Source organism: Archangium lipolyticum, assembly GCF_024623785.1.
Lineage (GTDB): Bacteria > Myxococcota > Myxococcia > Myxococcales > Myxococcaceae > Archangium > Archangium lipolyticum.
In genome coordinates this window covers 1-16,824 of the sequence record NZ_JANKBZ010000049.1, presented here as the reverse complement: position 1 = coordinate 16,824, position 16,824 = coordinate 1, and the positions used below count along the sequence as shown (strand labels likewise).

The 16,824-nt window shown below is 67.4% G+C and carries 15 protein-coding genes; 11 read left to right on the top strand and 4 right to left on the bottom strand.

The features are described 5' to 3' along the window. Positions 1-39: 39 nt before the first annotated feature. Positions 40-1,194, bottom strand: a complete 1,155-nt coding sequence (locus NR810_RS49040) for an SGNH/GDSL hydrolase family protein (protein ID WP_257462888.1) — start codon at positions 1,192-1,194, stop codon at positions 40-42. 47 nt (positions 1,195-1,241) lie between these two features. After that, complete coding sequence (locus NR810_RS49035) at positions 1,242-2,129, bottom strand: oxygenase MpaB family protein (RefSeq protein ID WP_257462884.1); 888 nt, start codon at positions 2,127-2,129, stop codon at positions 1,242-1,244. Between the two features lie 225 nt (positions 2,130-2,354). Between NR810_RS49035 and NR810_RS49030 the strand changes: the two genes are divergently transcribed. The 5 genes from NR810_RS49030 to NR810_RS49010 all read left to right on the top strand — a co-directional run bounded on the left by NR810_RS49030 (position 2,355) and on the right by NR810_RS49010 (position 6,948). Then, positions 2,355-3,473: a hypothetical protein gene (locus NR810_RS49030; protein WP_257462882.1), complete on the top strand. Its 1,119-nt coding sequence runs from the start codon at positions 2,355-2,357 to the stop codon at positions 3,471-3,473. Further along, a complete protein-coding gene (locus NR810_RS49025; protein ID WP_257462881.1) occupies positions 3,474-4,244 on the top strand; it encodes a hypothetical protein in 771 nt (256 codons plus the stop codon). A gap of 174 nt (positions 4,245-4,418) precedes the next feature. Beyond that, positions 4,419-4,868, top strand: coding sequence for a universal stress protein (locus NR810_RS49020; protein ID WP_257462879.1), 450 nt, complete (start codon positions 4,419-4,421; stop codon positions 4,866-4,868). Between the two features lie 125 nt (positions 4,869-4,993). Next, a complete protein-coding gene (locus tag NR810_RS49015; protein WP_257462877.1) occupies positions 4,994-6,439 on the top strand; it encodes a M20/M25/M40 family metallo-hydrolase in 1,446 nt (481 codons plus the stop codon). A 119-nt stretch (positions 6,440-6,558) separates the two neighbouring features. Beyond that, a complete protein-coding gene (locus NR810_RS49010) occupies positions 6,559-6,948 on the top strand; it encodes a hypothetical protein (RefSeq protein ID WP_257462873.1) in 390 nt (129 codons plus the stop codon). A gap of 54 nt (positions 6,949-7,002) precedes the next feature. Here NR810_RS49010 and NR810_RS49005 read toward each other — a convergent pair whose 3' ends face one another. Beyond that, complete coding sequence (locus NR810_RS49005) at positions 7,003-8,454, bottom strand: amidase (protein WP_257462872.1); 1,452 nt, start codon at positions 8,452-8,454, stop codon at positions 7,003-7,005. A 264-nt stretch (positions 8,455-8,718) separates the two neighbouring features. Between NR810_RS49005 and NR810_RS49000 the strand changes: the two genes are divergently transcribed. The 6 genes from NR810_RS49000 to NR810_RS48975 all read left to right on the top strand — a co-directional run bounded on the left by NR810_RS49000 (position 8,719) and on the right by NR810_RS48975 (position 14,669). After that, on the top strand, positions 8,719-9,507 hold the full coding sequence (locus NR810_RS49000; protein ID WP_257462871.1) for a WecB/TagA/CpsF family glycosyltransferase: 789 nt from the start codon (positions 8,719-8,721) through the stop codon (positions 9,505-9,507). 68 nt (positions 9,508-9,575) lie between these two features. Then, positions 9,576-10,700 carry an acyltransferase family protein gene (locus tag NR810_RS48995; RefSeq protein WP_257462870.1) on the top strand — a complete coding sequence of 375 codons (1,125 nt, stop codon included), beginning with the start codon at positions 9,576-9,578 and terminating at the stop codon, positions 10,698-10,700. 16 nt (positions 10,701-10,716) lie between these two features. After that, the gene (locus NR810_RS48990; protein ID WP_257462869.1) at positions 10,717-11,997 is read left to right on the top strand and encodes a carboxylate--amine ligase; all 1,281 of its coding nucleotides are present in this window, start codon (positions 10,717-10,719) and stop codon (positions 11,995-11,997) included. A 107-nt stretch (positions 11,998-12,104) separates the two neighbouring features. Then, positions 12,105-13,340 carry an AAA family ATPase gene (locus NR810_RS48985; RefSeq protein WP_257462864.1) on the top strand — a complete coding sequence of 412 codons (1,236 nt, stop codon included), beginning with the start codon at positions 12,105-12,107 and terminating at the stop codon, positions 13,338-13,340. Beyond that, a complete protein-coding gene (locus tag NR810_RS48980; protein ID WP_257462860.1) occupies positions 13,340-13,960 on the top strand; it encodes a DUF4276 family protein in 621 nt (206 codons plus the stop codon). The genes NR810_RS48985 and NR810_RS48980 overlap by 1 nt, the downstream gene beginning before the upstream one ends. 13 nt (positions 13,961-13,973) lie before the next feature. Next, positions 13,974-14,669 (top strand): hypothetical protein, encoded by a 696-nt coding sequence (locus NR810_RS48975; protein WP_257462859.1) that lies wholly within the window; start codon positions 13,974-13,976, stop codon positions 14,667-14,669. Positions 14,670-14,679: 10 nt separating this feature from the next. Here NR810_RS48975 and NR810_RS48970 read toward each other — a convergent pair. Then, positions 14,680-16,824: glycoside hydrolase family 44 protein (locus NR810_RS48970; protein ID WP_257462858.1), on the bottom strand; the 2,145-nt coding region annotated here is incomplete at its 5' end.

Sequence of the window (16,824 nt, the reverse complement as noted above, 5' to 3'; positions counted from 1 at the left end):
ACACGGAGCCCCGGACGCCTCGCGAAGGCACGGGGAGTGTCAGAAGCCGATGTCCAAGAGGAAGGGAGCGATCTCATCGGCCATCCTGGAGTGGGACTCGGCGGTGGGGTGCCAGTCCTCGCCGTAGGGGTCGCTCAGGACGGGGGAGTAGGCGAAGTAGTGGACGTTGGGGTCGCCCAGGGACGTCACCATCTCCTTGACGTATTCCTGCATCTTGGTCCAGTGCTTGAGGCCGGGCGGGTAGTTGTCGTTCATCATCGGGCCGACGGAGGCGACGATCTTCGCGTGGGGGTAGTACTCGCGAAGCTGGAGGATGAAGTCCCTGTAGGCGGCCTTGAACTCCTCCTTGGGAGGGGCGTGAGGCTGCCGGGTGTTCTCGTCGATCACATTGAAGTCGTTGTTGCCCAGGTTGATGATGATGGCGTCGGGGATGAACCTCCAGGTGTCCCAGAGGGGAGCCTCCTGGCTGGGGTAGATGCGCGGGTAGAGGCCGGGGAACGTCTTGGACCTGTCCGTGTCGCCATTGAGGTTGCGGTAGATGCCGGTGCCGGAGATGCAGGTGGTGACGACATCGGCGTCGAACCTGCGGCCGAGCAGTGAGCCATAGGCCTTGGAGATGTCCTCGTTCTTGGAGTGGTAGCCGGTGTTGGGCTCGGTGTAGTTGGGGGCGAAGATGCGCACCTCGTTGCCGTAGCCGCAGCTGATGGAGTCGCCGATGATCTCCAGCCGTTTGGACTTCTGGGGCGGCGGCTCGAGGATGATGCCCTGGAGGCTGAGGCCCGTGAACTGCATGTCACCGGCATAGGACTCGGTGCGCTTGACGATCTCGATGACGTGCTCGCCGGACTCGAGGTTGCGGGCGCCCTTGTAGAACTGCGCACCGCCCTGCTTCAGCTCGACCTTCGCCTTCGTCTCGCCGTCGACGATGATGTTGACCCAGTTGGTGTGCTCCTCGCCGCCGGTGCCCTTGTCGGCGAAGGCCACGTCCACGCCGGTGCAGTTGCACCGGAAGCGGATGGTGACACCGGGATGGGCATACGTGGGGCCATCGGGGGTGGAGAAGTCCATGCGCCCGATGAACTGCAGGTTCGGGTCGTCCGGGGCGTAGTCGAACCAGGGCTCGAAAGGCTCACATCCAGCCATGACGAGGACGGGCAACACCGGGAGCAACCAGACGAAACGGGAGAGGCTCATCCGTGTTTCCTCCTGGACACGGAGTATCACGCGGGAGGAGGGGAGCGTCATCCTTCGTGGGAGGGGCCACCGTTCACGCGCTCGCGCTGGGTCCCCGGGGGACCGAGCTGTTCGATTTCATACCCCGCCGGGTAGCTCTTGTGTTGCAACCGGGTAACAAGTTTTGGATGGAGGCGTTCGGGGAAGGCGCGGAGCGCGAGGCTCCGGGCGCGCAGCAGGCCCTGGACGGAGCGTTGGAGCGCGGCGGGAGGCCGGGGGAAGCCGAAGGCCTCGCGGAGCGGTTCATCCATCATGGAGTGGACTGCGGGACGGCCGAGCTTTCGCAGGGGCCGGGGCAGGTACCAGCTGAGGAACAGCTCGCGCGTGGCCTCTCCGATGCGGCGGTTGGTTTCCGAGTAGCGGAAGTGGGCGCGCTCGTATTCCACGTTGAAGCGCTCGAAGTCCTCGTAGGAGGAGGGGATGTCGCGGATGTTCATCATCCGGCCGATGTTGCGCCAGAAGAACCAGGTGGCCAGCCGCTCGTGCTCGCTGTAGGGGCGCCAGCCGAAGCGGTTGATCCACCGGCGTGGCTCGAAGACGAAGGTGGAGAGGACATAGAGGTAGTCCTCGTTGGGGATGTGGAAGCGGTGGTGGAGCTGGTTCATCCGGCGGATGGCGCGCCGGCCGCGCTCGCTGTGGTAGCCGTTCTCGACGAACTCGGCGATGAGCAGCTCGGTGTCGTCGTAGCGCTGCTGGGTGCGCTGGAGGAACTCGCCGGTGGAGTCGAGCAGGCCGCTGATGCTCGGCACGGCGTAGGTACGGAAGAGGGCGAACTCCAGGGCCTTGCGGCAGTCCCAGGGGAAGTCGTGGTACCAGCTCAGGAAGAGGATGCGCTGATCATCCTTCTCCGGGTCGAGCCGCTGGATTCGCTGAAGGATGGTGCGTCGGAAGAGCATGGGGAGACCTGGGGAAGGCGGAACCGGAGGCCCCCTTTCTTTACAGTCCTCGGGCTCATGGGTGCTCTAGATAACCTGGGATTCCCTGGGCAGGCAGGCGAACGGGCGCTGCTTCTCCGGATTCACTCAATTTTGTCGATAAAGGCCCTTATCCCCATGAAACGGGGGGTTTTTCTGGCCTGAAATGGCAATATCGACAGAATTGAAGTAATCAGGGTGTTACCTATGGCGCTCCACGAGCTGCTCTGGAAGGAGCCCCTTCCGCTACCGCGAGGGGTGGAGCTCCGTCGCCAGGATTCCATCGTCGTACCTCAGCGAGGGCCCGGCGGCTCGGCCGTCTATGACCTCGTGCAGGTCCAACTTCCACAAGGGCAGGTGCCGGTGTTGATGGCCTACCGGGCGCCTCTGTTTCCAGTGGACATTCCGCGCCTGCGGGATCGCCTGTTGCAGCTTGATGCGGAGTTGCGGCTCCGGGAGTCGTCAGTGGGACGCGCTCTTCCGATGCCGCGCGTCCCGATGATCGCCACGGATGTGGCGAGTACGGGGATCATCGATGCGTGCGAGCGGGAGGGCGTGGCGCTGGTGGATTTGCGTGGCACGCTCCTGCTTCGCTCGGAGAGGGCATTCGTGCGCGTTCAGGGGCAGGGCCAGTTCAAGCGGACGCCCCGAGCGCCCGTGTTTCACGGCAAGGGCTGCCGCCTGGTCCGGGTCCTCTTGGATGCTCCGGGGGAGACCTGGACCGTTCGGAGACTGGGGGAACTGACGCAGACGGGCTACGCCTACGCGCACGGTGTCGCCACCCGCTTGGAGCAGGACGGCTACTTGGAGCGAGCCCCCAAGAGGGCGGGGCTGCGAGTGAGGGATCCGGCGGGGTTGCTCCGGGCCTGGCTGTACAGCAACCAGCGGACGGCGGTGGTGGTGGATGCATTCAACGCGCCCGCCACGACGGCTGAAGCACTCCAGCGAGGCTTCTCCGAACTGGAGACCCAGGGGATCCGGGCGATCTTCACCCTGGCCAGCGGACTGCAGCCGGTGGAGCGCTTCGCGTCGGGATTGCCGCACGGGCTCTATCTCAGCGGTTCGATCGAGCCCGTTGTTCAGGCCTTCGGTCTACGCCGCATCACGCCGCACAACTTCCTGGTGATGCGCCCGGAAGTGGCCGCGGAAACAGAGGCTGGGGGAGTCTATTTCGCCCCTCGGCGGTTTCCGCATGGACCCGGCGTGGCACTTCCCCAACTCATCGTGGACTTCCACCTCAGTGGAGGGCGAGGCAAGGAGCAGGCGGAAGCGCTGTTGGAGCGCTACGTCAAGGCACTGCCCCTCTCCGAGGAGCCGGTGGCGTAGATGGACGAGCTCGAGCAGTTCGAGGCGGTTCTGCGGGAATTGGGGGAGCTGCTGTTGGATCTGGCGGACCTGTCTTCCCGTGTGATGCTCATTGGAGGGCAGGTGCTCGCCCTGGAATCGCGGAAGCGAGGCCGGTCGGGCATGATCGAAGTCGAGACGGACACCGGTGAGGTGGTGCCGCGTGGGTTCACGCTCGAGCCCGACCTGCTCTTCGATCTGGACGGCACCGTGTTCATGGCTGGGCGTCTGCTCGAGGTTCTCAGGGAGCGGGGCTACTCGCGCGTGCGCAATTTCCGTTGGTCCAAGCCGCTGGGGGAAACTTCCGTCAACCTCGATCTGTTCGCACCCGCGGAGGTGGATCCGGAGGAGCTTCCCACGTTCATGACCCCTCTGCCGGATGCGCGTCTGGTCCTGCGGCGGCAGCAGCCCATCGAGCTGACCATTGGGGATAGACCGTTGAGGGTCGCGATCCCCGATGCCGTGGGATTCCTGGCCATGAAGACGCGGGCGAAGCTGGAGCTGCGCCCGGATGAGAACAAGGACAGCTTCGACATCTTCGCCTACGTCAAGCTGGTGGGAGCTGGTGCCGTCCTCGATGCGCTGCAACAGGCTGGGCAGGAAGGATGGGACATCCAGAAGAAGCTCCTGGCGCTTTTCTTCTCGCGCTCATCGCCTGGAGTACGGGACGTCGTGGCCTACGCCAACTCTTTCGACCCCGAGCAACAGGAGTTGCTGGCGCAGTCGGTCGTCGACCTGTTCGCGGAGTTCTGAGGAGCACCGGATCTCATGGTCCGTGCCACGTGCGTTCAGCGCATGCGTGGGTGCAGGAATTGCGTCATGTGAGCGGATACGCAGCCTTTGCGCCCGGGGCGCGGACCTTTCCGAGGGGAGCGGGTGGGAACGGCCATTGCACCAGTCATGGGTATCTGACCCAGGAGTGGAACCATGAGCAAGATCCAGCGAATCCTCGTGCCGGTCGACTTCTCCGAGACCTCGAAGAAGGCCCTGGAGTACGCGTACTTCATCGCCAACCGCTTCGACGCGAAGCTGGACGTGCTGCACGTATGGCGTCCCTCGGAGTACGCGGGGGATGCGATGGTGGTGCTGACGCGCAGCGAGCCGGAGCTCACGCTGTCCACGGTCCTGCGCAACCACGCGGACCAGCAGCTCTCGGTCTTCCTCCAGGGCGTGCCGCACTCGAAGCAGTTGCTGGAGTCGGGTGAGCCGGCGCAGGTCATCGCGAAGGTGGCCGGCGAGGGCGGGTACGACCTCGTCATCATGGGAACGCACGGGCGCACGGGCCTGTCGCACGTGATGATGGGGAGCGTGGCGGAGAAGGTGGTGCGGATGGCGCCCTGCCCGGTGCTCACGTACCGCACCCCCGAGAAGAAGTAGCCCGCCTGGCAGTGAAGCGGGGAGGGAGCCGGTCCATCCGGGGTCTCCCTCCACGCGGTTGAGCTTGCGAGGAAGCGCGCCCGGGACGAGAGTGGAGACCCCCCCTCTCTTCCCGGAGTCACGACGTGCCCTCGGCCCTTCCCCTGTCCGCCGCACTCCTCTCCCTGCTCACCGCCCCGCCGAAGGCTCCGGCGGCCGCGACGAAGGACGCGGGCCCCTCACCGCAGGTGGCGGCGCAGCTCATTGGCGCGGCGCTGTCCGAGGGCCATGCCTACGCGCGGCTCGCGGAGCTCACCGACGGCATCGGCCCGCGTCTGTCCGGCTCCGAGGGAGAGCAGGCCGCGGTGCAGTGGGCGAAGCGGAGCTTCGAGGCCGACGGTGTGAAGGTATGGCTGGAGCCGGTGAAGGTGCCGCGCTGGGTGCGAGGCGAGGAGAGCGCGCGGGTGCTCGCCTCGGAGCGTTTCCGTGGGCACCCGCTGGCCATCCTGGCGCTGGGAGGCAGCGTGGGGACGCCGGCCGAGGGAATCACCGCCGAGGTCATCGAGGTGCGCTCGCTGGAGGAGGTGGCGGCGCTGGGCGACAAGGTGAAGGGGAAGATCGTCTTCTTCAACCACGCGATGGCCGAGGCGGCGGACTACGGCAAGTACGCGGGGCTGCGCACGAGGGGCGCGTCGGTGGCGGCGAAGGCGGGGGCGGTAGCCACGCTGGTGCGCTCGCTGGCGACGGCGTCGCTGCGCTCGCCGCACACGGGAGCGATGCGCTACGAGGAGGGCGTGCCGCGGATTCCGTCGGCGGCGGTGTCGGTGGAGGACGCGGAGCTGCTGCACCGGCTGGTGGGGGGCGGGCCGGTGAAGGTGGAGTTGAAGCTGGGGTGCCAGACGCTGCCGGACGCGGACTCCTTCAACGTGGTGGCGGAGGTGAAGGGCCGCGAGAAGCCGCGGGAGGTGGTGCTGCTGGGAGCGCACCTGGACTCCTGGGACGTGGGGACGGGGGCGCACGATGACGGCGCGGGCGTGACGATGGTGATGGAGGCGGCGCGGCTCATCGCGAAGGTGAAGCCGGCGCCGAGGCGCACGGTGAGGGTGGTGCTCTTCGCGAACGAGGAGAACGGGCTGAAGGGAGGAAGGGCCTACGCGGAGGCGCACGCGGCGGAGCTGGGCACGCACGTGGCGGCGCTCGAGATGGACTCTGGGGGAGGCAAGCCGTTGGGCGTGACGTTCCGTGCGGGCCCTGGGGGCGAGGAGCTGATGCGTCCCTGGCTGAGGCCGCTGGAGGCGCTGGGGGCGGGCGTCATCCTGCCGGGCGAGGCGGGGGGAGCGGACATCTCGCCGCTGATACCGGCGCGGGTGCCCTTCGTGGGGGTGAGGGTGGACAGCAGCCGGTACTTCGACGTGCACCACTCGCACGCGGACACGCTGGACAAGGTGGATCCGAAGGATCTGGCGCAGAGCACGGCGGCGCTGACGTGGGTGAGCTACGTGCTGGCGGAGGTGCCAGGGGTGCTGCCGCGTCCCGAGGCCCCGCCGGAGGTGCCCAAGGCGGCGACGACGCCGAAGCCCTCGGCGCCGTGAGAGTCGAATCAAGCACCACCACCGTCACCACCACCAACAACAACCCCTCTCCCTTCGGGAGAGGGACGGGGTGAGGGTATCGAGAATCCCGGGTTCCCACCCGTGAGAGCGGAGAGGACATGAGCAAGAACCCGGAGGACAAGACCCCGGATCCGGAGGACCGTCGAGTAGCCCGAGAGGGTCAGCTGAAACAGGAGCATCGGGAGTCGATCCTGCGAGCGCTGAAGGAGACGCACGAGCGGGTGCAGGAGGCGTATCCGGAGAAGTCGAGCCCGAGGCTGTCACAGGGCTGGGTGGATCGGAGGAGGCTGCTGCTGGTGGATCTGGCGTTGAACCTCTGTGAGGAGGCGGTGAAGGGGGAGACGGTGGGGACGCGCGAGCTGGCGGAGCGGGTGCACTCGGTGCTGTTCGTGGCGAAGGAGCTGGCGCCGGGGCACGCGATCGAGAAGGCGGCGGAGCAGGTGCTCGAGGCGCTCGGGGAAGGAGAACCGGGGCTCGAGGTGGATTGACCGTGTATGCCCCCTCTCCCTCTGGGAGAGGGCTGGGGTGAGGGTCGTCCCCGCTCAGAACCCCGGGGGCTTGCGGAACTCGCCAGTAATCTCGGTGAGGGCCTCGCAGAAGGCGAGGAGCTCCTCGTCCTGCCATCTGCGGCCGATGACCTGGATGCCGAGGGGGAGGGGCGAGTCGACCAGGCGGGTGAGGGGAAGAACGGCGACGGGGTGGCCGGTGAGGTTGAACACGCAGGTGAAGGCGCAGGTGCCGGTGATGTAGGGCACCTGCTGTCCGTCCACGTCGATCCACTCGCCACTGCGGCGGTGGGTGAAGGCCTGGCCCACGGTGACGGGGCAGAGCCAGGCGTCCCATTGGGAGAGGAAGGACTCGACCTGGCCGGTGATGCGGTCATGGAGGGCGAGGGCTTCGATGTACTCGGGCATCTGGCTCTGCACGCCGCGCACGATGCCGCGGTTGAGGGGTGCATCGCCGCGCATGGCCTTGAAGCGGAGGCTGAAGACGAAGCGGGTGACGGACTGCATCTCGGCGCCGAGCTCGGCGCCGAGCACGCGGCCCCACACCTCCCACAGCTCGTCGTAGTCGAGGTTCCTGGGCCCGGCGCGCTCGATGCGGCAGCCGAGCCGCTCGAGGGTGAGGGCGAGCTTCTCCAGGGCGGTGCGCGTCTCGCGGGTGACGGGGAGGCCGCCGAAGTCATCGGTCCAGGCGATGCGGTAGGAGCGCAGCTCGCGGGGGCGCACGTTGCGCAGGGGGACGGGGGGGACATCCCAGTCCTGGTCATCGGGGCCGGCGAGCAGCTTCAGTCCCAGCTTGAGGTCCTCCAGGCTGCGGGCGAGGGGCCCGGCGGCGCCCTCGTAGCGCACGCCGCGGGGGCGGCCGGGCATGGGGGGGATGTGGCCGGAGGTGGGGACGCGGTGCTCGGTGGGCTTGAAGCCGAAGATGCCGCAGTAGTGAGAGGGGACGCGGATGGAGCCGGCCAGGTCGCTGCCCACCTCGAAGGGGGACATGCCGGAGGCGACGGCCGCGGCGCCGCCACCGGTGCTGCCTCCGGGGGTGCGCGTCTCGTCCCAGGGGTTGCTGGCGCGGCCGAAGAGGTGGCCGTTCGTCTGCAGGTCCAACGTGAAGGTGGGCAGGTTCGTCTTGCCCAGGAGGATGGCGCCGGCGGCCTTGAGCCGGGCGACCACGGTGGCGTCATGCTTGGGGACGTGGTGGCGCAGGCGCTTGTAGCTGCTGGTGGTGCGCACCCCGGCGGTCATGAACGAGTCCTTGATGGTCATGGGGACGCCGTGCAGGGGGCCCCAGGACTCGCCGCGGGCGAGCGCCTCATCGGCCTCGCGGGCGCGCTGGCGGGCGTTTTCCTCGTCGAGCGTCACGAGGGCGTTGAGGCGCGCGTTGTGCCGGGCCACCTGCTCGAGGTGCACTTCCAGTAGCTCCCGGGCCGACACCTCGCGAGCCCGCACGAGGGCCGCGAGCCGGTGGGCCGGAAGGAAGTGGAGCTCCTGCATAAGGCGCCTTCCTCCGCACGATGTGTGCTGCGTCGTTGGGTCCAGAAGCTAGACACGAGCCCCGAGCGATCCGTCACCCACTGGCCGGAAGTCTTCCCGAGGCGTTCACCAGCTGGCGGAGCGGGAGAGGGCGCCTGTTGGTGGAGGACACTCGGCCGGGGTCGAGGTCCCCGGACACCCGGCCCGAGGCGGGGTCCCACGGGCCGTCAAACCGTTCCGGAGCCCGGCCGGGTCAACTATCCTCCGGGCACCTCAGGAGGAAGCATGGAGAGCCAGGAGGGCATCAAGGCCGAGCGGGCGCGCAACTTCATCACGTTGATGGAGCGCATCCGCATCATCGACGACGAGGCGGCGGAGCGGGCGCTGCTCGACGAGCTCACGCGCCCGGGGCGTCCCTTCATCCTCTCCTTCGTCAACGCGCACGCGGTGAACCTGGGTTGGAATCAACCGGGGATGCTGGACGGGCTGATGCGCTCGGACATGCTGCTGCGCGATGGCATCGGGGTGAAGCTGGGGCTGAGGGCCTTCCAGAAGCCGTTCGGGCTGAACATGAACGGGACGGACTTCATCCCCAAGATTGCCCGTGCGTACAAGGGCCGGAAGGTGGCGCTCTTCGGCACGCGCTCGCCGTGGTTGGACAACGCGCGGCGCACGCTGGAGGAGTGGGGGCTGACGATCGTCGCGAGCCAGGAGGGGTTCGACCCGCCGGAGACGTACGTGCGGCTGGCGGTGGAGACGAAGCCGGACCTCATCATCATGGCGATGGGGATGCCCAAGCAGGAGGAGGTGTCGGTGAAGCTGCGCGAGGCCCTCTCGCACCCGGTGCTCATCGTCAACGGGGGCGCCATCCTGGACTACATCGGGGGCAAGGTGCCGAGGGCGCCGCTGGTGATGCGCAAGACGGGGATGGAGTGGCTGTTCCGCCTGGCGGTGGAGCCCCGGCGGCTGTTCAGCCGCTATGTCCTTGGCATCCCCATCTATTTTTCCCACGTGGCGGAAGTGCGGCGGTCGGGGAGCGTGGGGCAGCCGGGCGGGCGAGCGGAACCCCGGTGAATCCGCTGGAGGGCCGCGCGTGCACCTCTTGTGACGCGTCGGGAATTCTGCGTTCCTAATGGGCGGATATGGAATCAGCCAAAGCCGCCCATCAAGCGTTTCTCAAGACCAAGACCTTCGGAGCGTTGGATGGGCTCCGAGCCCTCGCCATCTTCGCGGTGGTGCTCTACCACGTGCTGGAGGCGCGTGAGGGGCTCGTGGGGCGCTTCTACCTGAGCGTCTCGCTGTTCTTCGCCATCAGCGGCTTCCTCATCACCACGCTGCTGCTGCGCGAGCGCGAGAGCACGGGCACCATCTCGCTCAAGGGCTTCTACGCGAGGCGCTCGCTGCGCATCTTCCCGCTCTACTACGCGGTGACGGCGCTCTACATCGTGCTCGTGTATTTCTTCGAGCAGGACATGGTGGTGCGCGGGGCCTTCTTCGACAACGTGAAGTACTACCTCACGTACACGTCGAACTGGTTCATCAAGCTGGAAGAGGGCCGCATCATCTTCTACTTCGCGTGGTCCATGGCCACCGAGGAGCAGTTCTACCTGCTGTGGCCGTTCGTGGTGCGCTACTTCAAGAGCACCTGGGGGCCGGTGGTGTTCATGTCGGGGATGCTGGCGGTGGGCATCTTCATGGGCTGGGCGACGAAGACGGGCTACCTGGACACGACGCACCTGTGGGTGCGCGTCCTGGCGAGCATCTCCATCTCCGTGTGCATGGGCTGCCTGTCGGCGTACCTGGTGCACTACCCCCAGCCGTTCGAGTGGACGTGGAAGGTGCTGGGGCAGGTGTGGAGCGTGCCGGTGATTGTCGTCCTGGTGTTCTTCGCCATCTACAACCACGACACGCCGCTGTGGCTGTCCTCGTTCCTGCTCACGGCGATGGTCATCGCCATGTGCATCCGTCCCCACCACGTGATGGCGCCGCTCATCGACCACAAGTGGCTGCGCTACGTGGGCTCCATCACCTACGGCATCTACCTGATGCACATGATTTCGCTGAACATCGTGCGCCGGGTGGTGCCGCACAACCTGATTCTCTATTACGTGCTGACGCTGGCGCTGAGCATCGGCCTGGCGACGCTGAGCTACCGTTACTTCGAGAAGCCCTTCCTGAAGCTGAAGAACCGCTTCGACTGGCGCGACAAGAAGCCGGCGGAGCCCGCGGCGCAGCCGGTGGCGAGCACCCCGGTGGGCCCGAGCTGACGAGGAATCCGACACCATGACGAAGCTGGTCCGTCCCCCCATCCTGCTGACGATGGCCGACTATTACGGCACCCTGGCCGCGGTGCGGTGCCTGGGCCGCCGGGGCATTCCGGTCACCGTGGCCGAGTCCAAGCTCCTGGCGCCCGCGCGCTGGAGCCGCTACGTGACGCGGCGGGTGGAGTGCCCGGACGTGGGGGACTCGGACGCCTTCCTGGAGTGGCTGTTGCGCTTCGGCGAGGCGGAGCCCGGGCACGTGCTGTACCCGACGAGCGATGACATGGCGTGGCTGTTCGCCCTGCACCGCGAGGAGCTGGGGAAGCACTTCCGGATGTACCAGCCGGGGGTGGACGTCATCTACGGGCTGCTGAACAAGCAGAGGCTCCACGACCTGTGCAAGGACGTGGGGCTGGACGTGCCGGACACGTGGTTCCCCGAGGGGGAGGCGGACCTGGGGAAGGTGGCGGCCGAGGCGCGCTTCCCGGTGCTGCTCAAGCCGCAGACGCAGATCCTGTTCGAGAGCCACGTGAAGGGCGCGCAGGTGGAGCGCGCGAGCGAGCTGTTGCCGCGCTACCGCGAGTTCCTGGAGCGCAACCGGTACGGGCGCAAGCTGATGGAGTACGACGCGCGGGCGAACCGGCCGATGGTGCAGGCGTTCTACACGGAGGCGGCGCAGAACATCTTCAGCCTGAGCGGCTTCGTGGACCGGACGGGCGAGCTGTTCGTGGCGCGCGGGGCGGTGAAGGTGCTGCAGAGGCCGCGCAAGCTGGGCATCGGCCTGTGCTTCGAGGAAGTGCCGGTGGACGTGGAGGTGGCGGAGAAGGTGAGGGCCCTGTGCAAGAAGCTGGGCTATCACGGCACGTTCGAGGTCGAGTTCATCCGGGCGGGAGGCAAGCAGCTGCTCATCGACTTCAACCCGCGCTTCTACAGCCAGATGGGCTTCGACATCGCCCGGGGGAGTCCGCTGCCGCTGTTCGTGTACGAGGCGGCGTGCGGGCACGAGGCGCTGCTGGGAGACCTGGCGCGCGAGGCGTTGCAGTGGAAGGGAGGCGGCCAGTACATCTACTGCCACCGGGGCATCTTCGAGCTGCTGTTGAGGGCGCAGGGCCTGTCGAGGCGGTTGTCGGGAGACGAGGTGAAGTACTGGCGCGAGTGGTACGCGCGCAACCGGGAGCGCGCGGTGGACGCGGTGCTGGACACGGGTGACTGGGTGCCGTGGATGGTGGACGTGGCCATGCACCTGCGCTCGTACGCGAGGCACCCGAAGGGCTTCATCCGCACCATGGTGCTCGACAAGTAGGGCGGGCGGAGGAGTCCGCGGCCTTGCGGGCCGCACACATTCGTCTACGCTGCCGCCCGTGGATACCGAGCTGTCGTCAGCCCTGGAGACGTCATTGGAGAGCTCTGATGCCAGCGCCTGAGGCTCCTGGGCAGACCTCCTTGTTCAACGTGCCGAGGAAGCGCGTACCGTTCCTGACACGCGTACAGCTGCGCAACTACCGCAGCATCGCCGCGTGTGACGTGGGACTCGGGCCCCTGACGTTCCTCGTGGGTCCGAACGGCTCCGGGAAGAGCAACTTCCTGGATGCGCTGCGGCTCATCACCGACGCGCTGCGGACATCACTCGAGCACGCTCTGCGTGATCGCGGCGGGGTGCACGAGGTTCGTCGGAGATCCAGCGGCCATCCCACCCACTTCGGTATCCGGATCGAGTTCCAGCTCCCCGACGGGGAGTGGGGGCACTTCTCATTCGAGGTGGGCGCGCGCTCCCATGGTGACTATGCGGTCCAGAAAGAGGAGTGCAAGGTAGGGAAGGCACGATACCTCGTGCGTGAGGGAGAGGTCGTCATCAAGCCCACCCCCATTGCACCACCGGGCTCGGATGATCGACTGTACCTCGTCAACGCTGCGGGTCTGCCGGAGTTCCGTCCCGTGTTCGACGTGCTCTCGAACATGGGGTTCTACAACCTGAATCCGGACAAGATTCGAGCCCTTCAATCTCCCGACAAGGGCGAGCTGCTCGCACGCGATGGTCTCAACCTGTCGAGCGTGCTCGAGCGCCTGGAGAAGCTGGACGGGGGGAGTACGAAGCGGCGCATCGAGGAGTACCTCAGCCGTATCGTGCCGGGGTTGGAGGGGGTGGATCCCAAGCGCGTCGGGCACATGGAGACCCTGGAGTTCCGCCAGCACGTCGAGGGCTCCAAGGATCCCTGGCACTTCCCGGCGATCAACATGTCCGACGGGACCCTTCGAGCGCTGGGTATCCTCGTTGCCCTCCTCCAGGCCCGGGTCGAGGACCGCGTGCGCCTCGTGGGGATCGAGGAACCCGAGGTAGCGCTGCACCCCGCCGCGGCGGGAATCCTGCGCGATGCCTTGCGCGATGGCTCACGGCATGCGCAGGTGATCGTGACGAGTCATAGCCCCGAGCTCCTCGATGCTTCCGATGTCTCCGCCGAGGAGATCGTCTCGGTCGTCGCCGAGAAGGGGAAGACCTTCATTGCCCGGCTCGACGAGGCCACGCGCTCCTCTCTCAAGGATCGGCTCTACACGGCCGGCGAGTTGCTGAAGGCGAACCAGCTGACGCCCGATCTCGATGCGGTTCCCGATCCCAAGCAGCTCCAACTCTTCGAGCTGGAGGCCTGATGAAGGTAGGGCTCATCGTCGAGGGCCACGGGGAGGTGGCATCGGTCCCCATCCTCTTGCGGAGGATCCTGCGAGAGCTGGCACCCGCACTGAACCCCACTGTCCTGCCTCCGCATCGCGTCCCCCGGGGGCAGCTCGTCAAGCAGGAGGGACTCCAGCGTGCCGTCGAGCTCATGGCGCGAAAGGTGGGGGACGATGGGCGAATCCTCATCCTGCTCGATGCCGATGACGACCTTCCCTGTGTGCTGGGTCCCAGGCTCCTCACCGAGGCGGGACATCACCGTCCGGATCGCGACATCTCGGTGGTCGTCGCGACGCGTGAGTACGAGGCCTGGTTCCTGGTTGCCGCGGAGTCGCTTCGGGGTCGTAGGGGGCTTCCAGAAGGGCTCGGCCCGCCTCCCGCGCCCGAGGAGATTCGCGATGCGAAGGGCTGGCTGAATCAGCACATGGCGGACGGTTATAGTGAGACCGTCGATCAGCCCGCCCTGACGAGCGTCTTCGACCTGACGGCGGCGCGACGCGCGGGCTCCTTCGACAAGCTCTTCCGGGAAATCGGGCGCCTGTTCGGCCTCGCTGTTACTCCTCGTCCGGCTCCCGTCGAACCTGACGGAAGCTCGTGAAGAGGGCATACAGATGGACAGGAACCTCGCGCGTGCCAACCCGCGCGCCTACGCCATTCTCCACACCGGAGCGGACCCCGAGGCCGAGGCCGCCTTCCTGCGCACGCTCGCCCCCGCGGACGTGGCGCTGCACATGGAGGCGCTGCTGGCGGCGCTCGTGTTGCCGCCCCACCCCGTCACGGGGGGCCAGCTGGAGCCGACCGTCGAGGTGCGGGGCGCGGAGGCGCTCGGCCTCGCCGCGAGCCTGTACGTCGAGGAGCCGGAGGGCGAGCGGGTCACCGGCTTCAACGTCGTGAAGGCGTACTGGCTCGAGCCCGCCGAGATGCACGGGTTGCTCGAGGCGTTGTGGCTGGCCAATGCCTCGTTCGCTCAGCGCCCCTCGAAGACCACCGTCCTCTTCAGCGGTGGCGGCCAGGGCCTGTCGTTGGATGCGCGTCTGGGGCTCGTGGAGACCCTGTACGGAGGGCTGGCATTCAAGCGTGTCGACCTCACCTTCTCCCGTTGCTCGATCGGCCCCGATGGCAGGCAGGGAGAGGGGTGCGCTTCTCTCTCGTTGCACTGGCTGGCACCGGACGGCGGCGAGGCCCTGGCGCTGTTCTCCCATGTGAAGGGCAACGCCCACCGGGATGAGGTGGTGTCCTGGGCGCGGGCGCTCTCCCGGGAGCGGGGCTGGCCCCGCTGGGAGAATTGCGAATACGTGGAGGGCTGACGCCCGGGGCTCACTCCGGGGCGACCGTGAGGTCCAGCACGGTCATGGACCAGGGCGGCAGCAGCACCTGCATGTTGCCCCCGGACTGGAAGAAGGACTTGCGCTCGGAGAAGCCCGAGGGCTCACCGGCGTAACCCATCACCCGGGCGCTCTTCACGTTGCCGCAGCCCTTGAATTCCACCTGGGCGTTGCGGGCCACATCCGGCTCCAGGTTGAGCGCGACGGCCACCATCCGCTTGCCATCGTCGCTGCGCGAGGCGAACAGCGACATGCCCTGTCCCTCCGAGGCCTTCTCGAAGCGGGACGGCACGTAGTTGTCCTGGAAGCGCCCGCCCTTGCCGTCGAAGTTGCGGAAGGCTCGGAACGCCCAGAACGTGGGGCTGCGGAAGGGCGGGTAGGTGAAGTGGAACGCCGAGGTGAGGTTCTGCTCGGCGAAGCGGCCCAGGGCCTCGGCCTGCGCGAGGCCTCCGCTCATGTGCTTCGTCGCGCCGAAGTTGTACTCGCCGATGGACAGGCCCCGGCCCGGGTAGTTCTCGGCGATCCACCGCTTCACGCGGGGAATCAGCTCGACCTTGTCGTCGATCCAGGACTCGTCCTTGTACGTCGGATCCCACAGCGCGCGGGTGGAGCGGATGCGCCGCGCCGAGGTGTCCGGATCCGTGGCGCCCGACTCCTCGAAGCCGATGCCCTCGCCCTGCGGGTAGAAGTGCACGTCCACCACGTCGAGGATGCGGGTGCCCGTCTGCTTCTCGTGCTCGGCGAGCTTCTTGAGGTACCAGGCCAGCAGCGGCACGTTGCCGTGCGCCTTGCGGTCCTTCTTGTTGCCACCCGGGGCCACGTCCGCCGCCGAGTTGAAGTAGTTCGTCCAGCCCCACTCGGCCGGGCCCGCGATGACACCTTCCGGGTCCGCCTGCCGCACGGCGGTGCCGTAGGCGATGGTGCGCTCGAGCAGCTCGTCGTAGGTGGCCGGCTCCGGGTGCACGTCCCGATGCGTGGTGTTCCAGAGCATCGGCTCGTTGTCGAGCAGGTACATGTGCACGCTGCGCCCGCGGGCCTTGTCCTTCTCGCGGATGGTGCGCACCCACTCGTGGATGAACGAGGGCGGTGCCTCGACGCTCGTCTGCGTGGGCTGGGGCGGGATGAGGGCCTCGCCCGAGGGCGCGATGCCGTTGCCGGCCTCGGGCACGTCCGGGTCCATCTTCTGCTGCATGCCGAAGACGGACCTGGGGAAGCCCATGGAGGTGGCGTCCTTGGACACCCAGCCCAGCATGGGGACGGTGAGCGCCGTCCGCACACCGCGCTGCAGGTTGGACTGGAGGAAGTTGTCGTAGGTGTACTGCGGCGTGGCGACGATGATGTTGCGGAAGAAGTAGTCGTTGGCCGTATTCCAGACGTTGCCCAGCTTCCAGTTGTAACGGGAGGTGGGGTTGCCGCCCCAGCGGCGCGCCGTGGCGCCGAGCTCCCACTGGTGGCTGTCCTTCGTCTCGCGCATGTTGTTGAACGCGATGCCGTAGATGAGCGGGCTGATGGGGTGGCCGGGCTGGGTGCAGTCCACCACCACCTTGGACGCCTTCGCGTCGCCGAAGGCCACGCGGCCACCGCCCACGGCGGCCGCGTCCTTGGGGCCCTGCGCCACGGCGGGCGTGACGAGGTTGGCGAAGCCCACCTGGTTCAGCTCCACCTGCTCGTTGCCCACCTTCTTGTGCGCGCGCAGGACGATCTGCGTGAAGGGGTGCTTCTCCGGGTTGAGCTCCTTGAGGGGGATGAACACCTGCGTCCACCCGCCGTCGCGCGCGGTGACGTGGGAGTCCCCCAGCCGCACGCGGGGGAAGAGCATCTCGCCCTCGGAGTCCAGCCGCACCTCGAGGAAGTCGCCGAAGCCGGAGGGGGCCTGGTAGCGCAGCGTCAGCCCGCCGTACTCCGTCTGCAGGCCCTTCTTGTGCAGCACCCAGCCGCCCAGGTTGGCCATGCGCAGCTTCGCCGGGGTGGCTCCCTTCAGCTCGCGCTCGGACCAGCCATGGTCCTCCCAGCCCGGCTGCAGGCCGTTGTCATAGGCCAGCTCCACCGGCTCGATGACGGGCCGGGCGGCGCTCCCCTCCACCTGCCGCGTCTGCTCCACCAGGGCGGTGCCGTCCATGGGCGTCATGCCGCCGGG

What these genes read in the sequence shown, in the direction of transcription:
- NR810_RS49025 (WP_257462881.1), top strand. Translation starts at nt 3,474, where the DNA reads ATGGACGAGCTCGAGCAGTTCGAGGCGGTTCTGCGGGAATTGGGGGAG.
- NR810_RS49000 (WP_257462871.1), top strand. Translation starts at nt 8,719, where the DNA reads ATGGAGAGCCAGGAGGGCATCAAGGCCGAGCGGGCGCGCAACTTCATC.
- NR810_RS48980 (WP_257462860.1), top strand. Translation starts at nt 13,340, where the DNA reads ATGAAGGTAGGGCTCATCGTCGAGGGCCACGGGGAGGTGGCATCGGTC.
- NR810_RS49035 (WP_257462884.1), bottom strand. Translation starts at nt 2,129, where the DNA reads ATGCTCTTCCGACGCACCATCCTTCAGCGAATCCAGCGGCTCGACCCG.
- NR810_RS49040 (WP_257462888.1), bottom strand. Translation starts at nt 1,194, where the DNA reads ATGAGCCTCTCCCGTTTCGTCTGGTTGCTCCCGGTGTTGCCCGTCCTC.
- NR810_RS49020 (WP_257462879.1), top strand. Translation starts at nt 4,419, where the DNA reads ATGAGCAAGATCCAGCGAATCCTCGTGCCGGTCGACTTCTCCGAGACC.
- NR810_RS48985 (WP_257462864.1), top strand. Translation starts at nt 12,105, where the DNA reads ATGCCAGCGCCTGAGGCTCCTGGGCAGACCTCCTTGTTCAACGTGCCG.
- NR810_RS49005 (WP_257462872.1), bottom strand. Translation starts at nt 8,454, where the DNA reads ATGCAGGAGCTCCACTTCCTTCCGGCCCACCGGCTCGCGGCCCTCGTG.
- NR810_RS49010 (WP_257462873.1), top strand. Translation starts at nt 6,559, where the DNA reads ATGAGCAAGAACCCGGAGGACAAGACCCCGGATCCGGAGGACCGTCGA.
- NR810_RS48975 (WP_257462859.1), top strand. Translation starts at nt 13,974, where the DNA reads ATGGACAGGAACCTCGCGCGTGCCAACCCGCGCGCCTACGCCATTCTC.
- NR810_RS49030 (WP_257462882.1), top strand. Translation starts at nt 2,355, where the DNA reads ATGGCGCTCCACGAGCTGCTCTGGAAGGAGCCCCTTCCGCTACCGCGA.
- NR810_RS48990 (WP_257462869.1), top strand. Translation starts at nt 10,717, where the DNA reads ATGACGAAGCTGGTCCGTCCCCCCATCCTGCTGACGATGGCCGACTAT.
- NR810_RS48995 (WP_257462870.1), top strand. Translation starts at nt 9,576, where the DNA reads ATGGAATCAGCCAAAGCCGCCCATCAAGCGTTTCTCAAGACCAAGACC.